This window comes from Klebsiella sp. M5al (assembly GCF_002090195.1).
GTDB classification, from domain to species: Bacteria; Pseudomonadota; Gammaproteobacteria; order Enterobacterales; family Enterobacteriaceae; genus Klebsiella; species Klebsiella grimontii.
On record NZ_CP020657.1, the window covers coordinates 4,243,830 to 4,261,966 of the forward strand.

Annotated in this window: 23 protein-coding genes; 7 read left to right on the forward strand and 16 right to left on the reverse strand. The window is 55.2% G+C overall.

Annotated elements, in window-relative coordinates; translation table 11 throughout:
• Window positions 1-17: 17 nt before the first annotated feature.
• The 5 genes from BWI76_RS20245 to BWI76_RS20265 form a co-directional block, all read right to left on the reverse strand.
• Window positions 18-971, reverse strand: a complete 954-nt coding sequence (locus BWI76_RS20245; RefSeq protein WP_004870922.1) for a transketolase family protein — start codon at window positions 969-971, stop codon at window positions 18-20.
• Window positions 964-1,794, reverse strand: a complete 831-nt coding sequence (locus BWI76_RS20250; protein ID WP_004870920.1) for a transketolase — start codon at window positions 1,792-1,794, stop codon at window positions 964-966. Before BWI76_RS20250 ends, BWI76_RS20245 begins: the two co-directional genes overlap by 8 nt.
• The gene (locus BWI76_RS20255) at window positions 1,791-3,182 is read right to left on the reverse strand and encodes a PTS ascorbate transporter subunit IIC (RefSeq protein ID WP_049087141.1); all 1,392 of its coding nucleotides are present in this window, start codon (window positions 3,180-3,182) and stop codon (window positions 1,791-1,793) included. The genes BWI76_RS20250 and BWI76_RS20255 overlap by 4 nt, the downstream gene beginning before the upstream one ends.
• Before the next feature lie 20 nt (window positions 3,183-3,202).
• Entirely contained in the window at window positions 3,203-3,475 is a 273-nt protein-coding gene (locus tag BWI76_RS20260) for a PTS sugar transporter subunit IIB (RefSeq protein ID WP_004870916.1), read from the reverse strand.
• Window positions 3,476-3,554: 79 nt separating this feature from the next.
• Complete coding sequence (locus tag BWI76_RS20265; RefSeq protein WP_004870914.1) at window positions 3,555-3,998, reverse strand: PTS sugar transporter subunit IIA; 444 nt, start codon at window positions 3,996-3,998, stop codon at window positions 3,555-3,557.
• Window positions 3,999-4,234: 236 nt separating this feature from the next.
• On the opposite strand from BWI76_RS20265, the gene BWI76_RS20270 reads away from it, so the two are divergent.
• Window positions 4,235-5,254: a LacI family DNA-binding transcriptional regulator gene (locus BWI76_RS20270; protein WP_004870912.1), complete on the forward strand. Its 1,020-nt coding sequence runs from the start codon at window positions 4,235-4,237 to the stop codon at window positions 5,252-5,254.
• A gap of 2 nt (window positions 5,255-5,256) precedes the next feature.
• On the opposite strand, the gene yfcD is transcribed toward BWI76_RS20270, so the two are convergent.
• Genes yfcD through yfcF form a run of 3 tightly spaced genes read right to left on the reverse strand, consistent with a single transcriptional unit; the run spans window position 5,257 to window position 7,122 of the window.
• On the reverse strand, window positions 5,257-5,811 hold the full coding sequence (gene yfcD / locus BWI76_RS20275; protein WP_004852867.1) for an NUDIX hydrolase YfcD: 555 nt from the start codon (window positions 5,809-5,811) through the stop codon (window positions 5,257-5,259).
• Between the two features lie 58 nt (window positions 5,812-5,869).
• Complete coding sequence (gene yfcE / locus BWI76_RS20280; protein ID WP_004870910.1) at window positions 5,870-6,421, reverse strand: phosphodiesterase; 552 nt, start codon at window positions 6,419-6,421, stop codon at window positions 5,870-5,872.
• 56 nt (window positions 6,422-6,477) lie between these two features.
• Window positions 6,478-7,122, reverse strand: a complete 645-nt coding sequence (gene yfcF / locus BWI76_RS20285) for a glutathione transferase (protein ID WP_049087140.1) — start codon at window positions 7,120-7,122, stop codon at window positions 6,478-6,480.
• 208 nt (window positions 7,123-7,330) lie between these two features.
• Between yfcF and yfcG the strand changes: the two genes are divergently transcribed.
• The 6 genes from yfcG to BWI76_RS20315 all read left to right on the forward strand — a co-directional run bounded on the left by yfcG (window position 7,331) and on the right by BWI76_RS20315 (window position 10,901).
• On the forward strand, window positions 7,331-7,960 hold the full coding sequence (gene yfcG / locus BWI76_RS20290; RefSeq protein WP_049087139.1) for a GSH-dependent disulfide bond oxidoreductase: 630 nt from the start codon (window positions 7,331-7,333) through the stop codon (window positions 7,958-7,960).
• A gap of 65 nt (window positions 7,961-8,025) precedes the next feature.
• On the forward strand, window positions 8,026-8,388 hold the full coding sequence (gene folX / locus BWI76_RS20295; protein ID WP_004104107.1) for a dihydroneopterin triphosphate 2'-epimerase: 363 nt from the start codon (window positions 8,026-8,028) through the stop codon (window positions 8,386-8,388).
• A gap of 23 nt (window positions 8,389-8,411) precedes the next feature.
• Window positions 8,412-9,305 carry a TIGR01777 family oxidoreductase gene (locus BWI76_RS20300; protein ID WP_024359275.1) on the forward strand — a complete coding sequence of 298 codons (894 nt, stop codon included), beginning with the start codon at window positions 8,412-8,414 and terminating at the stop codon, window positions 9,303-9,305.
• Between the two features lie 217 nt (window positions 9,306-9,522).
• Window positions 9,523-9,777, forward strand: a complete 255-nt coding sequence (locus BWI76_RS20305) for a hypothetical protein (RefSeq protein WP_004870903.1) — start codon at window positions 9,523-9,525, stop codon at window positions 9,775-9,777.
• 3 nt (window positions 9,778-9,780) lie between these two features.
• Window positions 9,781-10,347 carry a hypothetical protein gene (locus tag BWI76_RS20310; protein ID WP_049087138.1) on the forward strand — a complete coding sequence of 189 codons (567 nt, stop codon included), beginning with the start codon at window positions 9,781-9,783 and terminating at the stop codon, window positions 10,345-10,347.
• A gap of 56 nt (window positions 10,348-10,403) precedes the next feature.
• Window positions 10,404-10,901, forward strand: a complete 498-nt coding sequence (locus tag BWI76_RS20315; RefSeq protein WP_024359278.1) for a GNAT family N-acetyltransferase — start codon at window positions 10,404-10,406, stop codon at window positions 10,899-10,901.
• 41 nt (window positions 10,902-10,942) lie between these two features.
• On the opposite strand, the gene hisP is transcribed toward BWI76_RS20315, so the two are convergent.
• From hisP to cvpA, 8 genes are all read right to left on the reverse strand, one after another.
• Window positions 10,943-11,716 carry a histidine ABC transporter ATP-binding protein HisP gene (gene hisP, locus BWI76_RS20320; protein WP_004870897.1) on the reverse strand — a complete coding sequence of 258 codons (774 nt, stop codon included), beginning with the start codon at window positions 11,714-11,716 and terminating at the stop codon, window positions 10,943-10,945.
• Window positions 11,717-11,723: 7 nt separating this feature from the next.
• Window positions 11,724-12,440, reverse strand: coding sequence for a histidine ABC transporter permease HisM (gene hisM, locus BWI76_RS20325; RefSeq protein ID WP_004870894.1), 717 nt, complete (start codon window positions 12,438-12,440; stop codon window positions 11,724-11,726).
• On the reverse strand, window positions 12,437-13,123 hold the full coding sequence (locus tag BWI76_RS20330; RefSeq protein WP_004123199.1) for a histidine ABC transporter permease HisQ: 687 nt from the start codon (window positions 13,121-13,123) through the stop codon (window positions 12,437-12,439). The genes hisM and BWI76_RS20330 overlap by 4 nt, the downstream gene beginning before the upstream one ends.
• A 66-nt stretch (window positions 13,124-13,189) precedes the next feature.
• On the reverse strand, window positions 13,190-13,972 hold the full coding sequence (hisJ, locus tag BWI76_RS20335) for a histidine ABC transporter substrate-binding protein HisJ (protein ID WP_004123203.1): 783 nt from the start codon (window positions 13,970-13,972) through the stop codon (window positions 13,190-13,192).
• 257 nt (window positions 13,973-14,229) lie between these two features.
• The gene (argT, locus tag BWI76_RS20340; RefSeq protein WP_024359280.1) at window positions 14,230-15,012 is read right to left on the reverse strand and encodes a lysine/arginine/ornithine ABC transporter substrate-binding protein ArgT; all 783 of its coding nucleotides are present in this window, start codon (window positions 15,010-15,012) and stop codon (window positions 14,230-14,232) included.
• A gap of 291 nt (window positions 15,013-15,303) precedes the next feature.
• Window positions 15,304-15,873: a UbiX family flavin prenyltransferase gene (locus BWI76_RS20345; protein ID WP_049087137.1), complete on the reverse strand. Its 570-nt coding sequence runs from the start codon at window positions 15,871-15,873 to the stop codon at window positions 15,304-15,306.
• A gap of 136 nt (window positions 15,874-16,009) precedes the next feature.
• Window positions 16,010-17,527 (reverse strand): amidophosphoribosyltransferase, encoded by a 1,518-nt coding sequence (gene purF, locus BWI76_RS20350; RefSeq protein WP_004870888.1) that lies wholly within the window; start codon window positions 17,525-17,527, stop codon window positions 16,010-16,012.
• Window positions 17,528-17,560: 33 nt separating this feature from the next.
• Window positions 17,561-18,049: a colicin V production protein gene (cvpA, locus tag BWI76_RS20355; RefSeq protein WP_004104143.1), complete on the reverse strand. Its 489-nt coding sequence runs from the start codon at window positions 18,047-18,049 to the stop codon at window positions 17,561-17,563.
• Between the last annotated feature and the right edge of the window lie 88 nt (window positions 18,050-18,137).

Genomic DNA, 18,137 nt, shown 5'->3' on the forward strand with positions numbered 1-18,137 from the left:
CACGGTCGCCTTTTTATTTACAGCAGCTCTCGCGCCGCCGAGACAATATCATGCGCCGTCAGGCCATACTCCTTCTGCAGAAAGTCCTGCGTTCCCACCTGGCCATAGCGCTCCTTCACCCCCACACGACGCATCGGAACCGGGCAGGTCTCCACCAGCACTTCCGCCACCGCCGATCCCAGCCCGTTATGAATACTGTGATTTTCACAGGTCACGATACGCCCGGTTTTTTCGGCGTAATTTTTCACCAGCATGCGGTCGATGGGCTTCAGGGTAAACATATCAATCACCGCCGCGCTGACCCCTTCCTGCTCAAGCTGACGCGCTGCCTCAAGGGCTTCCGCCACCATGATCCCGTTGGCTATCAGGGTGATGTCGTCACCTTCGCGCAGCACATTACCTTTGCCAATCGTGAACGTCGAACCCGGCGCATAGACGCTCGGCGCCTGTTTGCGGATCGTGCGTACCCAGTAAAAACCGTCGAGATCGATAAGCTGCCGCAGGATATCCTCGAACATCACCGCATCGGTCACTTCCAGCACCACCGAATGCGCGAGGCCGCGCACAATCCCCATATCTTCAAATGACATATGGGTTCCGCCGTTATGACAGGCGGTCACCCCCGCGTCAGAGGCAATCACTTTGACGTTATTCCGCTGATAGTCCAGCGCCATAAACAGCTGGTCGAAGCAGCGGCGGCTGGCGAAAGCGGTAAAGGTATGGACAAACGGCTTGCGCCCGGTCAACGATAGCCCGGCGGCGGTGCCGATCACGTTCGCTTCCATAATGCCGCAATTGATGACGTGCTGTGGATGCTGCCGCGCAACGCCGTCCATCGCCATAGAGCTCATCAGATCCGCTTCCAGGGCGATAATCGGGCTATGGGCTTCAATCTGCTGCGCGACAAACCCGGCATAGACTTTACGCATCTCTACGGCATCTTTTTGTCCTGCAGGTGCAACTTTAATCATGTTCGGCCTCCAGCTGGCGAATCGTCTCGTTTAGCGTCTCTTTCATCTCGTCCGTCAGGCGCAAGTGATGGTTGTTACTGAGATTCTCGAGATACGGCACGCCCTGGCCTTTCACGCTATCGAGAATGACTACCCGCGGGCGCGCATCGACGGGAGGAACGGGCTGAACCGCCGCCAGCAGTCCGGGGATGTCATCGCCTTTGACGGTAACGACGTCAAAACCAAAGGCGCGGAATTTATCTTCCAGATTGAAGGCGCGAATGATCTCGTCTAGCCTGCCGTCAAGCTGTAGCTTGTTCCAGTCAACAAACACGGTCAGATTATTCAGGCGATGATGGGCAATAAACTGGAACGCTTCCCAGCACTGGCCTTCATTCAGCTCGCCGTCGCCAACGATGCAGAACACCCGATTCGCCCGCCCCGCCAGCTTATGCGACAGCGCCATTCCGCCGGCGATGGAAATCCCCTGCCCCAGCGAGCCGGTAGTGGCGTCCACCCCGCGCGTTTTCAGCCGGTCCGGGTGGCTTGGCAGCCGCGTACCGTTCTGGTTTAGCGTACTCAGCTCCTCTAGCGGAAAATATCCCTTAATCGCTAACGTGCTGTATAGCGCCGGGCCGGCATGACCTTTCGACAGCACAAAGTAGTCGCGCTCGGGCCAGTCCGGATCGGCGGGGTCGATTTTCATCACCGCGCCGTACAGTACCGCCAGCGTCTCCACAACCGACATACTGCCGCCGTAGTGGCCGAAACCGAGATCCGTCAGCGATTTAAGGGTGGCGACGCGAATATCCCGCGCCAGTTGGGTCACTTCTTTCACATTCATGATTTAGCTCCGCTGTTCTCCTGCGCGCCGCCGCCCGCAGATCTCTTTTTCGCAAAAACGTTGTACACCACCAGCAGTACGAACAACGCCACCACAAGTCCGGTAATTGCAAACGGCGACAAATAGCGGGCCAGGTTACCCAGCACGATACCGACGGCGCCGAAATCCGCATCCGAGAAAGTGGTGTTGGCAAAGCCAATCGCGCCCAGCACCGGCAGCAGCAGTACCGGCAGGAAGGTGATCAGCAGGCCGTTGGCAAACGCCCCGATCATCGCCCCGCGCCGCCCACCGGTGGCGTTGCCAAATACGCCGGCGGTCGCGCCGGTAAAGAAATGCGGCACCACGCCGGGCAGAATCAGCACCCACTTGAACTGCCCGCAGAGGAATAGCCCGACCAGACCGCCGAGGAAGCTGAACAGGAAGCCAATCAGTACCGCATTGGGCGCATAGGGATAGACCACCGGGCAGTCCAGCGCCGGACGGGCATTAGGCACCAGCTTCTCCGAAAATCCGGTAAAGGCCGGGACGATTTCCGCCAGGATCAGACGTACCCCTTGCAGGATGATGAACACCCCGGCGGCGAAGGTAATCGCCATGATGATGGCGTATACCAGGTAGTTCTGGCCGCCGCTGAAGGTGCTTTCAACATATTCACGCCCCGCGCTCACGGCCATAATCAAATAGATAATCATCATGGTCAGCGAAATGGAGATGGAGCTGTCGCGCAGGAAGCTCAGGTTTTTCGGTAGGTTCATCTCTTCGGTTGAACGCGAGCCTTTACCGCAGACGCTACCGATCCATCCCGAAAGGACATAGCCCAGGGTGCCGAAGTGGCCGAAAGCGATGTCATCCGTGCCGGTAATACGCTTCATATAGCGCTGGGCCAGCGCCGGGAAGAACGCCATCACCAGGCCGAGGATCAGGGAACCGGTAAAGACCAGCCCGATACCTTCAAAACCCGCCACGGTAAGAATCACGCCGATCATACAGGCCATATAGAAGGTGTGGTGGCCGGTCAGGAAGATATACTTCAGACGCGTAAACCGGGCGACTACAATATTCGCTACCATCCCGAACGCCATTATAAGCGCGGTTGAAGCACCGTATTTTTCCAGCGCAATAGAAACAATCGCCTCGTTATTAGGAATAATGCCCTGAATATTAAATGCGTGTTCAAACATCCCCCCCAGCGGATTCAGCGAACCGACTAATACCGTCGCGCCGCCGCCGAGAACAATAAAACCCAGAATAGTTTTAATGGTTCCCTTGACGACATCGGAGAAAGATTTCTTTTGCGCTACCAGACCAATTAAGGCAATTAAACCGACCAGTACCGAGGGTACTTTGAGTATATCAACAACAAAATTCAGCGTTTCAAGGATAAACATATCCACCTCGCTATAAATAGTTATTGTCTGGCGAACCACGCGCGCAGCTGCGCTTCGAGTTCGTTAATATCGATGATGTTGGTAATCACCACCAGCTGGCTTTCCGGGACGCTGGCGCTGGCGGCAATATCTTTTGCCATCACGAATAAATCTGCCGCGCCCGGCGTTGCCGACGACAGATCGGAGTGCTCCACCTCAGCCTCGATATCGAGCTTTTTCAGCACCTTTTTAATATTCATCTCAACCATAAAACTACTGCCCAGGCCAGAACCGCAAATTGCCATAATTTTCATTGTTATCACCTTTTTTGGGTAGAGTACGTCCGCATCACGCAGGTGCGTAATGGGTTATAAGTCGGATAATAAAATTAAATCAGAAACGCGCGATGATAGTTTTTATCTCCTCCAGGTTGGTTGCCTGATGTAATTTATTCATATCTTCATCGCTGGAAAATAATTCCGCCAGCGCAGAGATTGTTTCGATATGGCTATGCTTATCCGGGGCCGCAAGCATAATGACAATATCAACCGGGTCGAACTCTTCCGAGCCAAAGGACACGCCCTGCCCCAGCTTCAGCAGCGACAGCCCTAAGCCTTTCGCTCCCTCCTCCGGTCGCGCGTGCGGCATCGCCAGACCCGGAGCCAGTACATAGTAGGGCCCCAACCTTTGATGCTGCTCCACGATGGCCTTTACGTACGCAGGTTCTATCACACCGGCCTTGAGCAGCGGTTGGGCACAGATGTCCAGCGCCTGTGGCCAGGTTTCCACGCTCTGCCGCAGCATGATGGTGGCATCCGAGAGCCATGTTTTGAGCATTTTGTCACCCCCACTTTTAGCAAAAGATGGGCAAACTTTATGCAAGCCGCCAAGAGTTATCTGCGAGAGCGATCACAAAGATAGCGCTACCAACGTTGAACATTCAGATTTGTGATAGCGCTATCAATTCGCAATCATCCCATCAAAACGCAGCAAAAAGGCCGGTTTAAGGCGTATACTCCTGACACGTGAAGTAATGGATGATAATAAAAAACGTCTGTTTAGCAGGAATGTGTATGTCTCTAACCCGAAAACGGCGTAGTACCGGAAAAGTCACGATCGCCGACGTTGCGCAACTGGCTGGCGTAGGAACGATGACCGTGTCCCGCGCCCTTCGCACGCCGGAGCAAGTTTCCGATAAGCTACGTGAAAAAATCGAAGCGGCGGTGCAGGAGCTGGGGTACATGCCTAATCTTGCCGCCAGCGCGCTGGCGTCAGCCTCCTCACGAACCATCGCCATGGTGGTGCCAAATCTTGCGGAAGCGGGCTGCTCGGCGATGTTTGCCGGGCTTCAGCAGATATTACAGCCGGCAGGATATCAAATCATGCTGGCGGAATCGCAGCACCGTCTGGAGCAGGAAGAGAAACTACTGGAAACGCTGCTGGCTTCTAATATCGCCGCCGCCATTCTACTGAGCGTTGAGCACAGCGATACCGTACGCCACTGGCTGCAGAACGCCTCGATTCCGGTGGTGGAGATGGGCGCAATGCGCGCCGATCCTATCGACATGAATATCGGCATTGATAACGTGGCGGCGATGTTCGAGCTGACGGAGATGCTTATCCACCGCGGCTATCAGAATATCGGTCTGCTGTGCGCCAATCAGGAACAGTGGATTTTTCAGCAGCATTTACAGGGATGGTATAAAGCCATGCTGCGCCATCACATGTCGCCAAACCGGGTGATTAACGCCGCGCTGCCCGCCAACTTTTCCACCGGCGCTTCACAGCTGCCGGAGTTTTTGCTGGCATGGCCGGAACTCGATGCGCTGGTCTGCGTTTCCGATGAGCTGGCATGCGGAGCGCTGTATGAATGCCAGCGTCGGCGCATCAAAGTTCCTGATGATTTAGCCGTCGTCGGCTTTGGGGATAGTGACGTAAGTCGGGTCTGCCAGCCGCCGTTAACGACGATGGCGGTACCGCATCACAAGATTGGCATCGAAGCCGGCCGTGCTCTTCTGGAGCGGCTTAGCGAGGGAAACTGGAGCGACAGAAGACCCATCGCATCCAGTTTATGCATGAGGGATAGCTGTTAAAACTACTCGGCCTCTTCCTGCTTTTCGCTTTTTGCTGACTCATTATTGGCATTGCGGGTCATCCACAGCGCCAGCGCTTTTAATGAATCCGGGGTGAACTCATCGCAGCGGGCGGTGATCTCTTCCGGCGTCAGCCAGCACACTTCGCTCACTTCTTCTTCCTGCAGGGCGAACGGCCCGTGCGAGACGCAGCTAAACAGGCCGCCCCAGACGCGGCAGTGTTTATCTTCGTAGTAAAACTGCCCGTGGTCAGCAAAAGGCACGCCGGCAATACCGAGCTCTTCTTCCGCCTCCCGGCGCGCGGACTCCAGCATTTGCTCGTCAGCCTGCACCACGCCGCCGGCGGTAGCGTCCAGCATGCCAGGCTGGAAATCTTTTGTTTCGGTACGGCGCTGTACCAGGATTTTGCCCATCCCATCATGAACAACAATGTAGGTCGCACGATGACGCAAACACTCCGCACGCATTTGTTCGCGGCTGGACTGTGCTATCACCTCATTGTTTTCATTAACAATATCGACCCATTCTGTGCTTGCCAAATGATTCTGTTCCGCCATCAGGAAACCTTACTTTTTAAAGCGCTCTTGCGGCGCGTCTATACGGTTGAGGGGTAAATTACGGGTAAATTGCGACCTCTGCAATAACCTGATTATCATCGAGTGCTAAAACCTGCAATTGCCCCTCGTTCAGCAGACCGTAGCTGGCGGTAAATCCCCCTTTAGGGATGCTGACCGAGCCGGGGTTGAAGAGGAAAATCTCACCGCGTTTCTCGGCAACCGGAATATGAGTATGACCATAAGCCAGCACATCGCCAGCGGCGAGGGGAGGCAAATTATCGGGGCTATACAGATGTCCGTGGGTCAGAAACAGGCGGGTTCGCTCGCTCAAAACCTGCTGCCAGGGGGCGGTAATGGGGAAATGGAGCAGCATCTGATCGACTTCGCTGTCGCAGTTGCCGCGTACGGCAATCACCCGCTCCGCCACGCGATTGAGCGCCTCCGCGACCTGGGCCGGGGCATAGCCTTCTGGAAGAGCGTTACGCGGCCCGTGATTAAGCACATCGCCGAGGATAACCAGCCACTGCGCACCACTGCGCGCGAACAGCTCAAGCACGCGTTCAGCGGCAGGCAAAGAGCCGTGGATATCCGAGGCAAACATCAGCTTCATACAATTTATCTCCACGCATGACGATGCGTCTATGATAACGGAACCGCTGAAGCTTATCAGCCCGCGCGTTTGGCTGAGAGTGCGACGTAGCGCTGTACCGACGCCCGCTGCCACTGGAAGACGGCGTAATCCGCCAGCGCGGCGGGGACCTCATCGCCGTTAAGGACCAGTCGATTGAGCATCAGCGCCAGGTCGGTATCGGCAATGGACCACTCGCCAAATAGATTCTGCCCGCCGTGGGACAGCAGTACGCCAGCCGTTTCAAACAGCTTAGCGGCGCTTTTTTGCCCGGCGTCGCTGAGCGGAGGCTTCTTTGCGCCGCCAAAGACCACGTCCGTTGAGCGTTCTTCACGGATCGGCATTAAATCGCTGCGCAGCCAGGCCTGTACCTGACGCGCCCGCGCGCGCTTTTGCAGGTCATGCGGATAAAGCCGCTCCCATTCCGGGGGCGCAAAGCGCTCGTCCAGATATTCGGTAATCGCGGAGGATTCGCTCAGAAAAAACTCGCCGATCTCCAGCAGCGGTACGCGTCGCGTCGCGCTGTAGCCTTTCCAGCCGCTTTGCAGATGCTCGCCGCTGTCGAGGTTGACGGTTTTTAGGGTAAAAGGCAGGCTCTTTTCCTGCAGGGCAACGTAGACGGACATCACATATGGCGAGAAAAAATCGGCGTCGGACCACAGGGTAATCGCGGGCTGGCTCATAGCATCCTCAATGGCTAATGTAATGGGGCGATACGCCAACATATCCTGTCTTTCAGAGGATGTCACTGACCGCTAGCCTCAGGATCTTACATACTTCTCTGAGGTGTACGCTATCGGCGAAAGTCATCCAGAATGAGGCAAACCTGCCGGATGATGCCAGTTCACCTATACTCGAAAAGTTTGCGACCTGTGACGGCGAGGGACTCTCATGATCGATCTTTACTACGCACCCACCCCTAATGGCCACAAAATCACGCTCTTCCTTGAAGAAGCGCAGCTGCCTTACCGCCTGATCCGGGTGGATATCAGTAAGGGGGAGCAGTTTCAACCGTCGTTTCTGGCGATTTCACCGAACAACAAGATCCCGGCGATCGTTGACGATGCTCCCGCCGACGGCGGCGCCCCGTTAAGCCTGTTTGAGTCCGGCGAGATCCTGCTTTATCTGGCTGAAAAAACCGGCAAATTACTGAGCGGCGAACTCCGCGAACGCCACGTTACGCTACAGTGGTTATTCTGGCAGGTCGGTGGGTTAGGGCCGATGCTCGGGCAAAATCATCATTTCAACCACTTTGCTCCGCAGGCGGTGCCCTACGCCATTGAACGGTATCAGGTGGAAACGCAGCGTCTGTATGGCGTGCTCAATCGGCGCCTTGGCGAGAGCCCCTGGCTTGGCGGCAATCACTACAGCATCGCCGATATCGCCTGCTGGCCGTGGGTGAATGCCCATCAGCGCCAGCGTATCGACCTCGCCAGTTTTCCGGCTGTGCATAACTGGTTCGAGCGCATTCGCCAGCGCCCGGCCACCGTTGAAGCGCTGCTGAAAACAGAAGCCCATTAACCCCCTGCTCGCCCGGGAAGCTTTGATGTATGATGGCGGAAATTACTACACGGAGGAAGCCTGCAATGTCTCAACCAGACGCCATTATTCGAATTAAGAACCTGCGCCTGCGTACTTTTATCGGAATTAAAGAGGAAGAGATCGCCAACCGCCAGGACGTGGTGGTTAACGTCGCTATCCATTATCCGGCGGAGAAATCACGCAACAGCGAAGACATTAACGATGCGCTGAACTACCGCACCATCACCAAGCGCATTATTAGCCATATTGAGAATAACCGCTTCTCTCTGCTGGAAAAATTAACTCAGGATGTGCTCGATATCGCACGCGAACATCACTGGGTCACTTATGCTGAAGTAGAGATCGATAAACTGCATGCGCTGCGCTACGCCGATTCGGTATCCATGACGATGAGCTGGCGGCGTTAGGCGCATCATCTTAGGGAGGCGCTATGAACGTTCTGCTTACTGGCGGTACCGGCCTGATAGGCCGACATCTGATCCCCCGGCTACTGGAGCTGGGGCATCACGTAACGGTTTCAACGCGCAGCCCGGAAAAGGCCAAAAGCCGCCTCGACCCACGCGTCACCCTGTGGCGCGATTTCGAGCATCAGGCGAACCTCAACGGCATTGATGCCGTCATTAATCTGGCAGGCGAGCCGATCGCCGATAAACGCTGGACGGCGGAGCAGAAACAACGTCTCTGCCACAGCCGCTGGGATATCACGCAAAAGCTGGTCAAGCTGTGCAACGCCAGCGATACGCCACCCACGGTGCTGATAAGCGGTTCCGCCACCGGTTACTATGGCGACCTCGGTGAAGTCGTGGTTACCGAAGAAGAGCCGCCGCACAACGAGTTTACCCATAAGCTTTGCGCCCGCTGGGAGCAAATCGCCTGTGAAGCACAGAGCGATCGCACCCGCGTCTGCCTGCTGCGTACCGGCGTGGTGCTGGCGCCGCGCGGCGGCATTCTGGCCAAAATGACGCCGGCTTTTAAACTTGGCCTCGGCGGCCCTATCGGTAGCGGAAGGCAATATCTGGCGTGGATCCACATTGACGACATGGTCAACGGTATCCTCTGGCTGCTGGATAACGACCTGCGGGGGCCGTTTAATATGGTTTCCCCTTACCCGGTGCGTAACGAGCAGTTCGCCCACGCGCTGGGCCATGCGTTGAATCGGCCCGCCATTTTCCGCGTCCCGGCGGCGGCGATTCGCCTGCTGATGGGAGAATCTTCCGTTCTGGTACTCGGCGGCCAGCGCGCGCTGCCAAAACGCCTGGAAGCCGCCGGATTTGGCTTTCGTTGGTACGATCTGGAAGAGGCCCTTGCCGATGTCCTGAAATAGTTCAGGGGCCTTCAGGGAGGTCTCGGCGATCTCCCTGCTCTGTTATTTGTGGAACCCTCCTCGCAACGCGTAAAAACCACCGCGTCTGTCGCGTCTTAACTGTGAATCTCATTCCAGCGATCTCCCCTTCACTCTGTCATAACCCCTGCGTGTGATTTAACTTTACCCAACCGTTGACATCCGTCAACATTATATTCAGTATTAGCAGGACACATTGATGAAGGAACATCCGGATAAACATATCAGATCCGCTATTGACTACGCGCTGGCGCGCGGCTGGATTTTTCTCCCTGGCGGCAAAAGCGCGCACTGTTTTGGGCGACTGATGTGCGGAACAGCCCACCATCGGGAACACATGATGAGCATCTGGTCAACGCCGGCGGCGCCCATGCACCATGCCAGGCAAATCATCCGCATGGTCGATCGCTGTCTGGTACCCGTATCGGGTCAGATTAACCACAAGAAGGATTAAACCATGGCGCTGTATAACTTTACGCTCACCCTCTCCGGCGTCACCGCGCATACCGTGGGACTAGAGGATGCGCTGCATGCGGCAGGCTGCGCTGATGCCCTGGTCTGCTTTTACGGAACGGCGGTCTATCTGGAGTTCGACCGCGAATGCGATTCTCTCGAACAGGCCATTTTGTCAGCGATTGCCAATATCGAATCCGCCCCGCCCCTGAATGCGCGGGTCGAATCCGTCGATTCCGCGCTGGTTGGATTAAGCGATATTGCTGAACTCACCGGCCTGACGCGACAGGCCATCGCCTTATTGAAAGATGGCGCACGAGGCTCAGGCCAGTTTCCAGGGCCGGTACAGCGGGTGAAAGGCAATTCGCCGCTGTGGCGCTGGAAAACCGTCGTCGGCTGGCTGGTGATGGAGGGACGGCTTGCCGGGGATTCACCGCTGATCGCCCACGCCGAGGTGCTGGACAACCTCAACCTGGCGCTGCAGTTGAGGGCGACGCAAGAGAGCAACACCGTGCTGCGCTATCTCGGCGGCCTCGAAAATCAGCGCCGGGCTTCACCGAGGGTCGGTTAGACTCAGCGCTTTATGATGTTAAGGTGGCGGAATAATCCACCTCTATGGACTGCATGATGATAATACTCACTACGCCGCGCCTGCGCCTCTCGCCGTTTCACGCATCCGACTGGCCATTTTTCCTGCGCTTACGGCGAGACCCGGAAGTGATGCGCTATATGGGCGAGGTTCTTGAAGAGCCAGCGCTGCGGACGCTGTTTGAATCCCGCTGCGCTGACCCTGGCGTATTCGTACTGCGCGACGCCAGCGGCGCGGCGGTTGGCGATATCGGCCTGCGCATCAGCGGTAAAAATCCGCACGAAGCGGATATCGGATACGCTCTCCTGCCCGATGCTCAGGGAAAGGGATACGCCAGCGAAGCGTTAAAAGCAATTTGCGACTACGGCTTTAACCAGCTCGGCGTTCACGCGATAAATGCCTGGGTTCTGGGCAATAACGCTGGCTCTTCCCGCCTGCTGGAAAAACACGGTTTTATCCGCATTCAGGTGCTCGAAAAAGCGTATCATTTGAACGGAATGGACTACGATGACTGGGTGTATCGGCTGGAGCGCTAGCCGTCCCGGCGGAGGGGATTCCGCCGGAGGCATAGGCAGTATTACTTTAACGAGCCCTTCAGGAACTGCTGCAGGCGCTGGCTTTTCGGATTACCGAAAACATCGTCAGGGTGCCCTTCTTCTTCAATCTTGCCCTGATGCAGGAAAATCACGTGCGAAGAGACATGGCGCGCAAAGCCCATTTCATGCGTTACCACGACCATGGTTTTCCCCTCTTCCGCCAGCTGCTGCATAATACGCAGTACTTCGCCCACCAGTTCAGGGTCAAGCGCCGACGTCGGTTCATCAAACAGCAGTACGTCGGGCTCCATCGCCAGCGCGCGGGCAATGGAAACGCGCTGCTGCTGGCCGCCGGAAAGGTGCACCGGATATTTAATCTGCTGGCGTTCGTCAATACCGACTTTTGCCAGATATTTGACCGCCCGATCGCGGGCTTCCTGTTTGCTCAGGCCCAGCACCTGAATCGGCGCTTCCATCACGTTTTCCAGCACCGTCATATGGCTCCACAGGTTGAAGTGCTGGAACACCATCGTCAGGCGGGTACGCAGCAGGCGCAGCTGGTTCTTATCCGAAACCTTTAACTGACCGTCTTTATCGCGAACCAGGCCAATGTTTTGCCCGTTAACGACGATCGTCCCTTCGCTGGGCTTTTCAAGAAAGTTAATGCAGCGCAAAAAGGTACTTTTACCGGAACCGGATGAGCCAATAATACTGATCACGTCTCCGGCTTTCGCCCGCAGTGAGACGCCTTTCAGTACCTCATGCTCGCCGTAACGTTTATGCAGATCGATTACATTTAATTTATTGTCGGACATGGCGTTCTCAGTGCGTCGAAGAAGGTTTGATGTGCTGGAGCCAGCGCTTTTCCGCTCTGCGAAACAGGCTAATCAGCACATACGAGATAATTAAGTACAGTACTGCGGCAATACCAAAGGCGGTAAACGGCTGGTAGGTTGCCGAGTTAATATCGCGGGCAATTTTCAGCAGATCCGGCACCGTGGCGGTAAAAGCCAGCGCGGTGGAATGCAGCATCAGAATCACTTCGTTGCTGTACGCAGGCAGAGCGATACGCAGCGCGGAAGGCAGGATAATGCAGCGATACATTTTAACCGAGGAAAAACCGTACGCCCGGGCGGCCTCTATCTCGCCTGCCGGCACTGAACGAATCGCCCCGGCGAAAATCTCCGTGGTATAGGCGCAGGTGTTCAGCGTCAGCGCCAGCACCGTACAGTTCAGCCCGCTGCGAAAGAAGGCGTTCAGCAGTTCAGTGCCTTTGACGATTTCCAGCGTATACATCCCGGAATAGAACACCAGCAGTTGAACGTACAGCGGCGTGCCGCGAAAGATATAGGTGAATAGCCAGATAGGGAACTGGATAAATTTGTTGCTCGACACTCGGCCTATTGCGAGGAAAACCGCCAGGATGCCGCCCATCACCACGGAAGAGATCAGCAGCCAGAGCGTAATCGCGACGCCGGTAAAGCGGTAGCCGTCGGTCCACAGCAGGGATTTCCAGTACTCCTGAATAATGTCAATCACAGGTCAGCCCTCTTCACGCCCACAGAGTAACGGCGTTCGAGCATCAGCAGCACACCATTGGAAACCGTTGTAAATACGAGATAAATCAGGCCGCAGACGATGGCGAAGTAGAACGGCTCCCAGGTGCTTTTACCCGCCAGCTGGGTTGCCTTGACCACATCCTCCAGCCCCAGCAGCGAGACCAGCGCGGTCGCTTTGAGGATCACCTGCCAGTTGTTGCCTATTCCAGGCAGCGCATAGCGCATCATTGCCGGGAACAGAATGCGACGAAAGGTTTGCCCGCCGCTAAAGCCGAAAGCCGTCGCCGCTTCAATATGCCCCGTCGGCACCGCCAGGAAGGCGCCGCGAAAAGTTTCGGTGAAGTAGGCGCCGTAAATAAAGCCCAGCGTGATGATACCCGCCACCATTGGGTCAATATCAAACTGCGCCAGGCCAAGCGCATCGGTCACGCTGTTAAGCGCGATCTGCAGCCCGTAGAAAATCAGCAGCATCAGCACCAGATCGGGGACACCACGGATTAAAGTGGTATAGCCTTCAAAAATCAGCGCTAATGGACGATTGTTAGAAAGTTTCGCCCCAGCGCCCGCCAGGCCGATAAGCACCGCCAGAACGACCGAGCTTAACGCCAGCTCAAGGGTGACCAGCGCGCCCTGAAATATAACCTGTGAAAACCCGTACAGCATGCTGTCTGCCCTGTCTGTCATCAACCATCGCGCGTGAAATCACGCGCGATGGGGTACGCGGGATGATTAGTCGCCGTACACGTTAAAATCGAAATATTTCTTCGCCAGCTTGTCGTAGGTGCCGTCCTGGCGCATCTCGGCAAAGGCTTTATTCAATGCTTCACGCAGTTCGTTGTCCTCTTTACGCAGCCCCATACCGGTGCCGACGCCGAACAGCTTCTCGTCTTTAATCGACGGGCCGCCGAACTGATAATCCTTGCCGATAGGCTGTTTGAGGAAGCCTTCGCTGGCGGCGACTTCATCCTGGAACGCAGCATCGATACGTCCAGCGGTCAGGTCAGAATAAATATTGTCCTGCCCCTGGTAGGAAACGATTTCAATACCCTTCGGCGCCCAGTGCTCGTTGCCGTAGGTTTCCTGAGTGGTACCCTGCAGAACGCCAACGCGTTTACCTTTCAGCTTCGCGAGGTCTGGCGTAATATCGCTGCCTTTTTTCACGACCAGGCGCGAATCCGCCGCGTAAAGCTTGTCGGTGAAGGCAATTTCCTGCTGACGTTTTTCGGTGATTGAAAGCGAAGACATAATGGCATCGATTTTCTTCGCTTTTAAAGACGGGATCAGCGCGTCCAGCGGGTTCTCAATGAAGGTACATTGCGTATTGATGCGCTTACAGAGCTCTTTTGCCAGATCGATGTCAAAACCAACCAATTCACCCTGTGCATTCTTGGATTCGAACGGGGCATAAGTAGGATCGGTGCCGATGCGGACTTTTTGCGGAATGGCTGCGAATACAGTGGAAACGCTGGAAAGGGCCAGCGCTAAAGAGAGAGACAACGCCAGTTTTTTCATAACTATCCTCAACAGACTGTCATTCTAACGGATTTATTAGAAGTACTTACGGCAGTTATCGTGCCATTATTCGCCCCGGTAAGGCAAAACATTCCGCGCCGGGAAGCAAATTTTTTCGCATCAGAAACGCTTAACTATGCACTTATTAACATCCCGTGCGGAATTCTTTGCACCAAAGCGATCCGCAAAAAGCGCAGTTGCACCAATAATGGGCAGAAATAGATACGCGTGGCCCGGAGTCCGGGCCAGCGGGCGTCTTACTCACCGTAAACGTTGAAGTCGAAGTACTTCTTCGCCATTTTGTCGTAGGTACCGTCTTTACGCATGTCAGCCAGCGCTTTATCAAACGCGGCCTTCAGCTCGCTATCGTCCTTACGCAGGCCGATGCCGGTACCATCACCGAAGAATTTTTTGTCTTTAACGGAAGGACCAGCAAACGCGAAATCTTTACCGGCGGGTTGCTTGAGGAAACCTTCGCTCGCGGCCACTTCATCCTGCAATGCGGCGTCAAGGCGGCCAGCGGAGAGGTCTGAGTAAATCAAATCCTGGTTCTGATAAGCCACGACATCGACGCCGTGGCTGCGCCAGCGTTCATTACCATAGGCCTCCTGGGTAGAGCCCTGAAGCACGCCGACATGCTTGCCTTTCAGCGATTCCAGCGTCGGCTGAATCGGCGAGCCTTTGGCGGCAATCAGGCGCGAGTCGGCGGCGTAGAGCTTGTCAGAGAAGGCGATTTCCTGTTGGCGTTTTTCCGTAATCGACAACGAAGAGATGATAGCGTCGATTTTCTTGGCCTTCAGCGACGGGATCAGGGAGTCGAAATCGCTGCCAACCCAGGTACATTTTACTTTGATACGCGAACAGAGCTCATTGCCCAAATCAATGTCAAAACCCACGAAATCCCCTTTCGCATCCTTAGAAGAGAAAGGCGCGTAGGTGGCATCGGTGCCAATGCGAATACTCTGCGGCAGCGCGGCGAACGCGCTGGAGGCGCTGCAAATGCCCATCATTAAAGAGAGAGCCAGGACCGTCTTCTTCATAGGTTACCCTTAAGTGTCGTGATGTTGTTATGCGATGCGTTATTTTGTTATTTGTGCTGCCGACAAAATCTTGCACGTTTTATGCCATTTTCTCAGTGCGTGCTGGAAATGGCGTTAAATTTGTTAAATAAAGGTTGCAAGTTTGTCTTAAAAGGGAAGATACCAGCAATAACGGATAAACCGCAGTGTCACAGCGCAAAAAAACAAATTAAATGTTGAGGATTTGATCGAGGCGACAAAATTGCACTGCGGCAATGCAGATGTGAATAAAGCGCACTATCTTAGTGCGCTTTACGCTCCCTGCCAGCGGGTAAAGAGGTCTTCAGGAAGAGAAATATCAAACTGATCGATAACGCGGTTGACCGTTTGGTTTATCACGTCATCAAGGGTCTTTGGCCGATGATAAAACGCGGGAACCGGCGGCATAATCACCGCGCCCATTTCCGCCGCCTGGACCAGCAGACGCAGGTGGCCAAGGTGGAATGGCGTTTCCCTTACGCACAGCACCAGCGGGCGACGCTCTTTGAGCACCACGTCTGCCGCCCTGGTCAATAGCCCATCGGTATAGCTATGAACAATGCCGGAAAGGGTCTTTATCGAACACGGCAAAATGACCATTCCCGCGGTTTTAAAAGAGCCGGAAGAGATGCTGGCGGCGATATCGCGGGCATCGTGCACCACATCGGCTAACGCCTGCACCTCCCGCAGGGAGAAATCCGTCTCCAGCGCCAGCGTCTGCCGCGCCGCCTGGCTTAAAATAAGATGGGTTTCGACATCAGGCACCTCGCGCAAAACCTGGAGCAAACGCACGCCGTAGATTGCGCCGCTGGCGCCAGATATACCGATAATGAGTCGCTTCACGATGATTGCCCCTTTCACACGATGGCGCAGACTTTGCCGGATTATAGCCCCCGACGCAACCGCGGACCCGCAATTGGCGCGAGAAAATAAAAAAGCCCGCAGTCTCCGGACCGCGGGCTTTCAGCAAATCAAAGGATTACCCTTCGTTATGCATCTCTAAGTTTTCAACTTCGTTTTGCAGCTGAACCGCTTTCGCATCGTCGTTACGCAGGGAATCGAGATAGTCCAGATATTGCTGATCGACATCTTTGGTGACGTAGATACCGTTGAACACCGAGCATTCGAACTGCTGAATATCCGGATTCTCAGCGCGCACCGCGTCAATCAGATCGTCCAGATCCTGGAAAATCAGGCCATCGGCGCCGATGATCTGGCGAATCTCATCCACTTCACGCCCGTGTGCGATCAGCTCATTGGCGGTCGGCATATCGATGCCATACACGTTCGGGAAGCGAATTTCCGGCGCCGCGGAGGCCAGATACACTTTCTTCGCCCCGGCTTCCCGCGCCATCTCGATAATCTGCTCTGAGGTAGTGCCGCGCACGATGGAGTCATCCACCAGCAGCACGTTCTTATCGCGGAACTCGGCGCGGTTGGCGTTAAGCTTACGGCGCACGGACTTACGGCGCAGCTGCTGGCCCGGCATGATAAAGGTGCGGCCAACGTAGCGGTTTTTAACAAACCCCTGGCGGTAAGGTTTGTCGAGAATACGGGCAATTTCCAGCGCGATATCGCAGGAGGTTTCCGGGATAGGAATGACCACGTCGATATCCAGATCTTCCCACTCGCGGGCAATTTTCTCGCCCAGCTTCGTGCCCATATTAACGCGCGCGCTGTAGACGGAGATTTTATCGATGAAGGAGTCCGGACGCGCAAAGTAGACGTATTCGAACAGGCACGGGTTGCTGACCGGGTTCTCCGCGCATTGACGAGTGAACAGCTGACCTTTTTCGGTGATGTACACCGCTTCGCCAGGCGCCACGTCGCGCAGGAACTCAAAGCCCAGCGTATCCAGCGCCACGCTTTCCGAAGCCACCATATACTCGGTGCGGCCATCGCCGATATCGCGCTTGCCCAGCACCAGCGGACGGATGCCGTTCGGGTCGCGGAAGGCGACCATGCCGTGGCCGATAATCATCGCCACGCAGGCGTAAGCGCCTCGAATCTGGCGGTTGGTGGCAGCGATCGCCGCAAAAATGTTGTCTGCTTCCAGCGGATAGTGGCGGTAATTGTCCAGCTCGCTGGCGAAGATATTGAGCAGAATTTCGGAATCAGAGGTGGTATTGATGTGGCGGCGTTTTTCTTCAAACAGCTTTTTACGCAGCTCGTGAGCGTTAGTCAGGTTACCGTTGTGCGCCAACGTAATGCCGTACGGCGAGTTGACGTAGAAAGGCTGTGCCTCGGAGGCGCTGGAGCTGCCCGCCGTCGGGTAACGAACGTGACCAATCCCCATATTGCCCTGCATACGCTGCATATGGCGAGCTTCAAAAACGTCGCTCACCAGTCCGTTCGCCTTACGCAAACGGAAACAGTTGTTCGCATCAATAGTGATGATGCCTGCGGCATCCTGGCCACGATGCTGAAGCACCGTTAACGCGTCATAAATCGACTGGTTTACCGGCATAACACCGGCGATACCGACAATACCGCACATACGTCTTTTCCTCGTTAAGCTACATCCCAACGCTTATGCTTTGGGCAAGAAACTTGACGAGCTCTGCAGATAGTCAAAAAACCATCTGATAACGAAACTGAACTGCGGGATAAGCTCAGACTTTTGCCAGTCTTCGCTTTTCGCCATACCGGTAAAGCTATCGAGAAAGAACAGAATCGCTGAGACGATTAACACCCCGCGCAGGGCGCCAAAGCAGATCCCTAACACCCTGTCGGTTCCCGACAGGCCGGTTTTTTCCACCAGCTGACCTATCACAAAGTTAACGATAGCGCCGACGATAAGCGTTGCGATAAACAGTATCGCGATAGCAATCCCATTTCGGACCAGTTCGTCTTCAAAGCCCGTGAACCAGACAGCCAGGTAAGTGTAGTAATGACTGGCAACAAAGAAAGCGCATCCCCAGGTTACCAGCGATAAAGCTTCACGAACAAAGCCGCGGATCAGGCTAACCAGTGAGGAAAAACCAATCACCGCAATTATGGCGTAATCAATCCAGACCATATACGTCCCACGATTTTACGCCCTGTCGTCCGGTTCGGGGCGCATTCTAACAGAAAAAGAAAACGTTTGCGTAGGGATTTCCATGCCC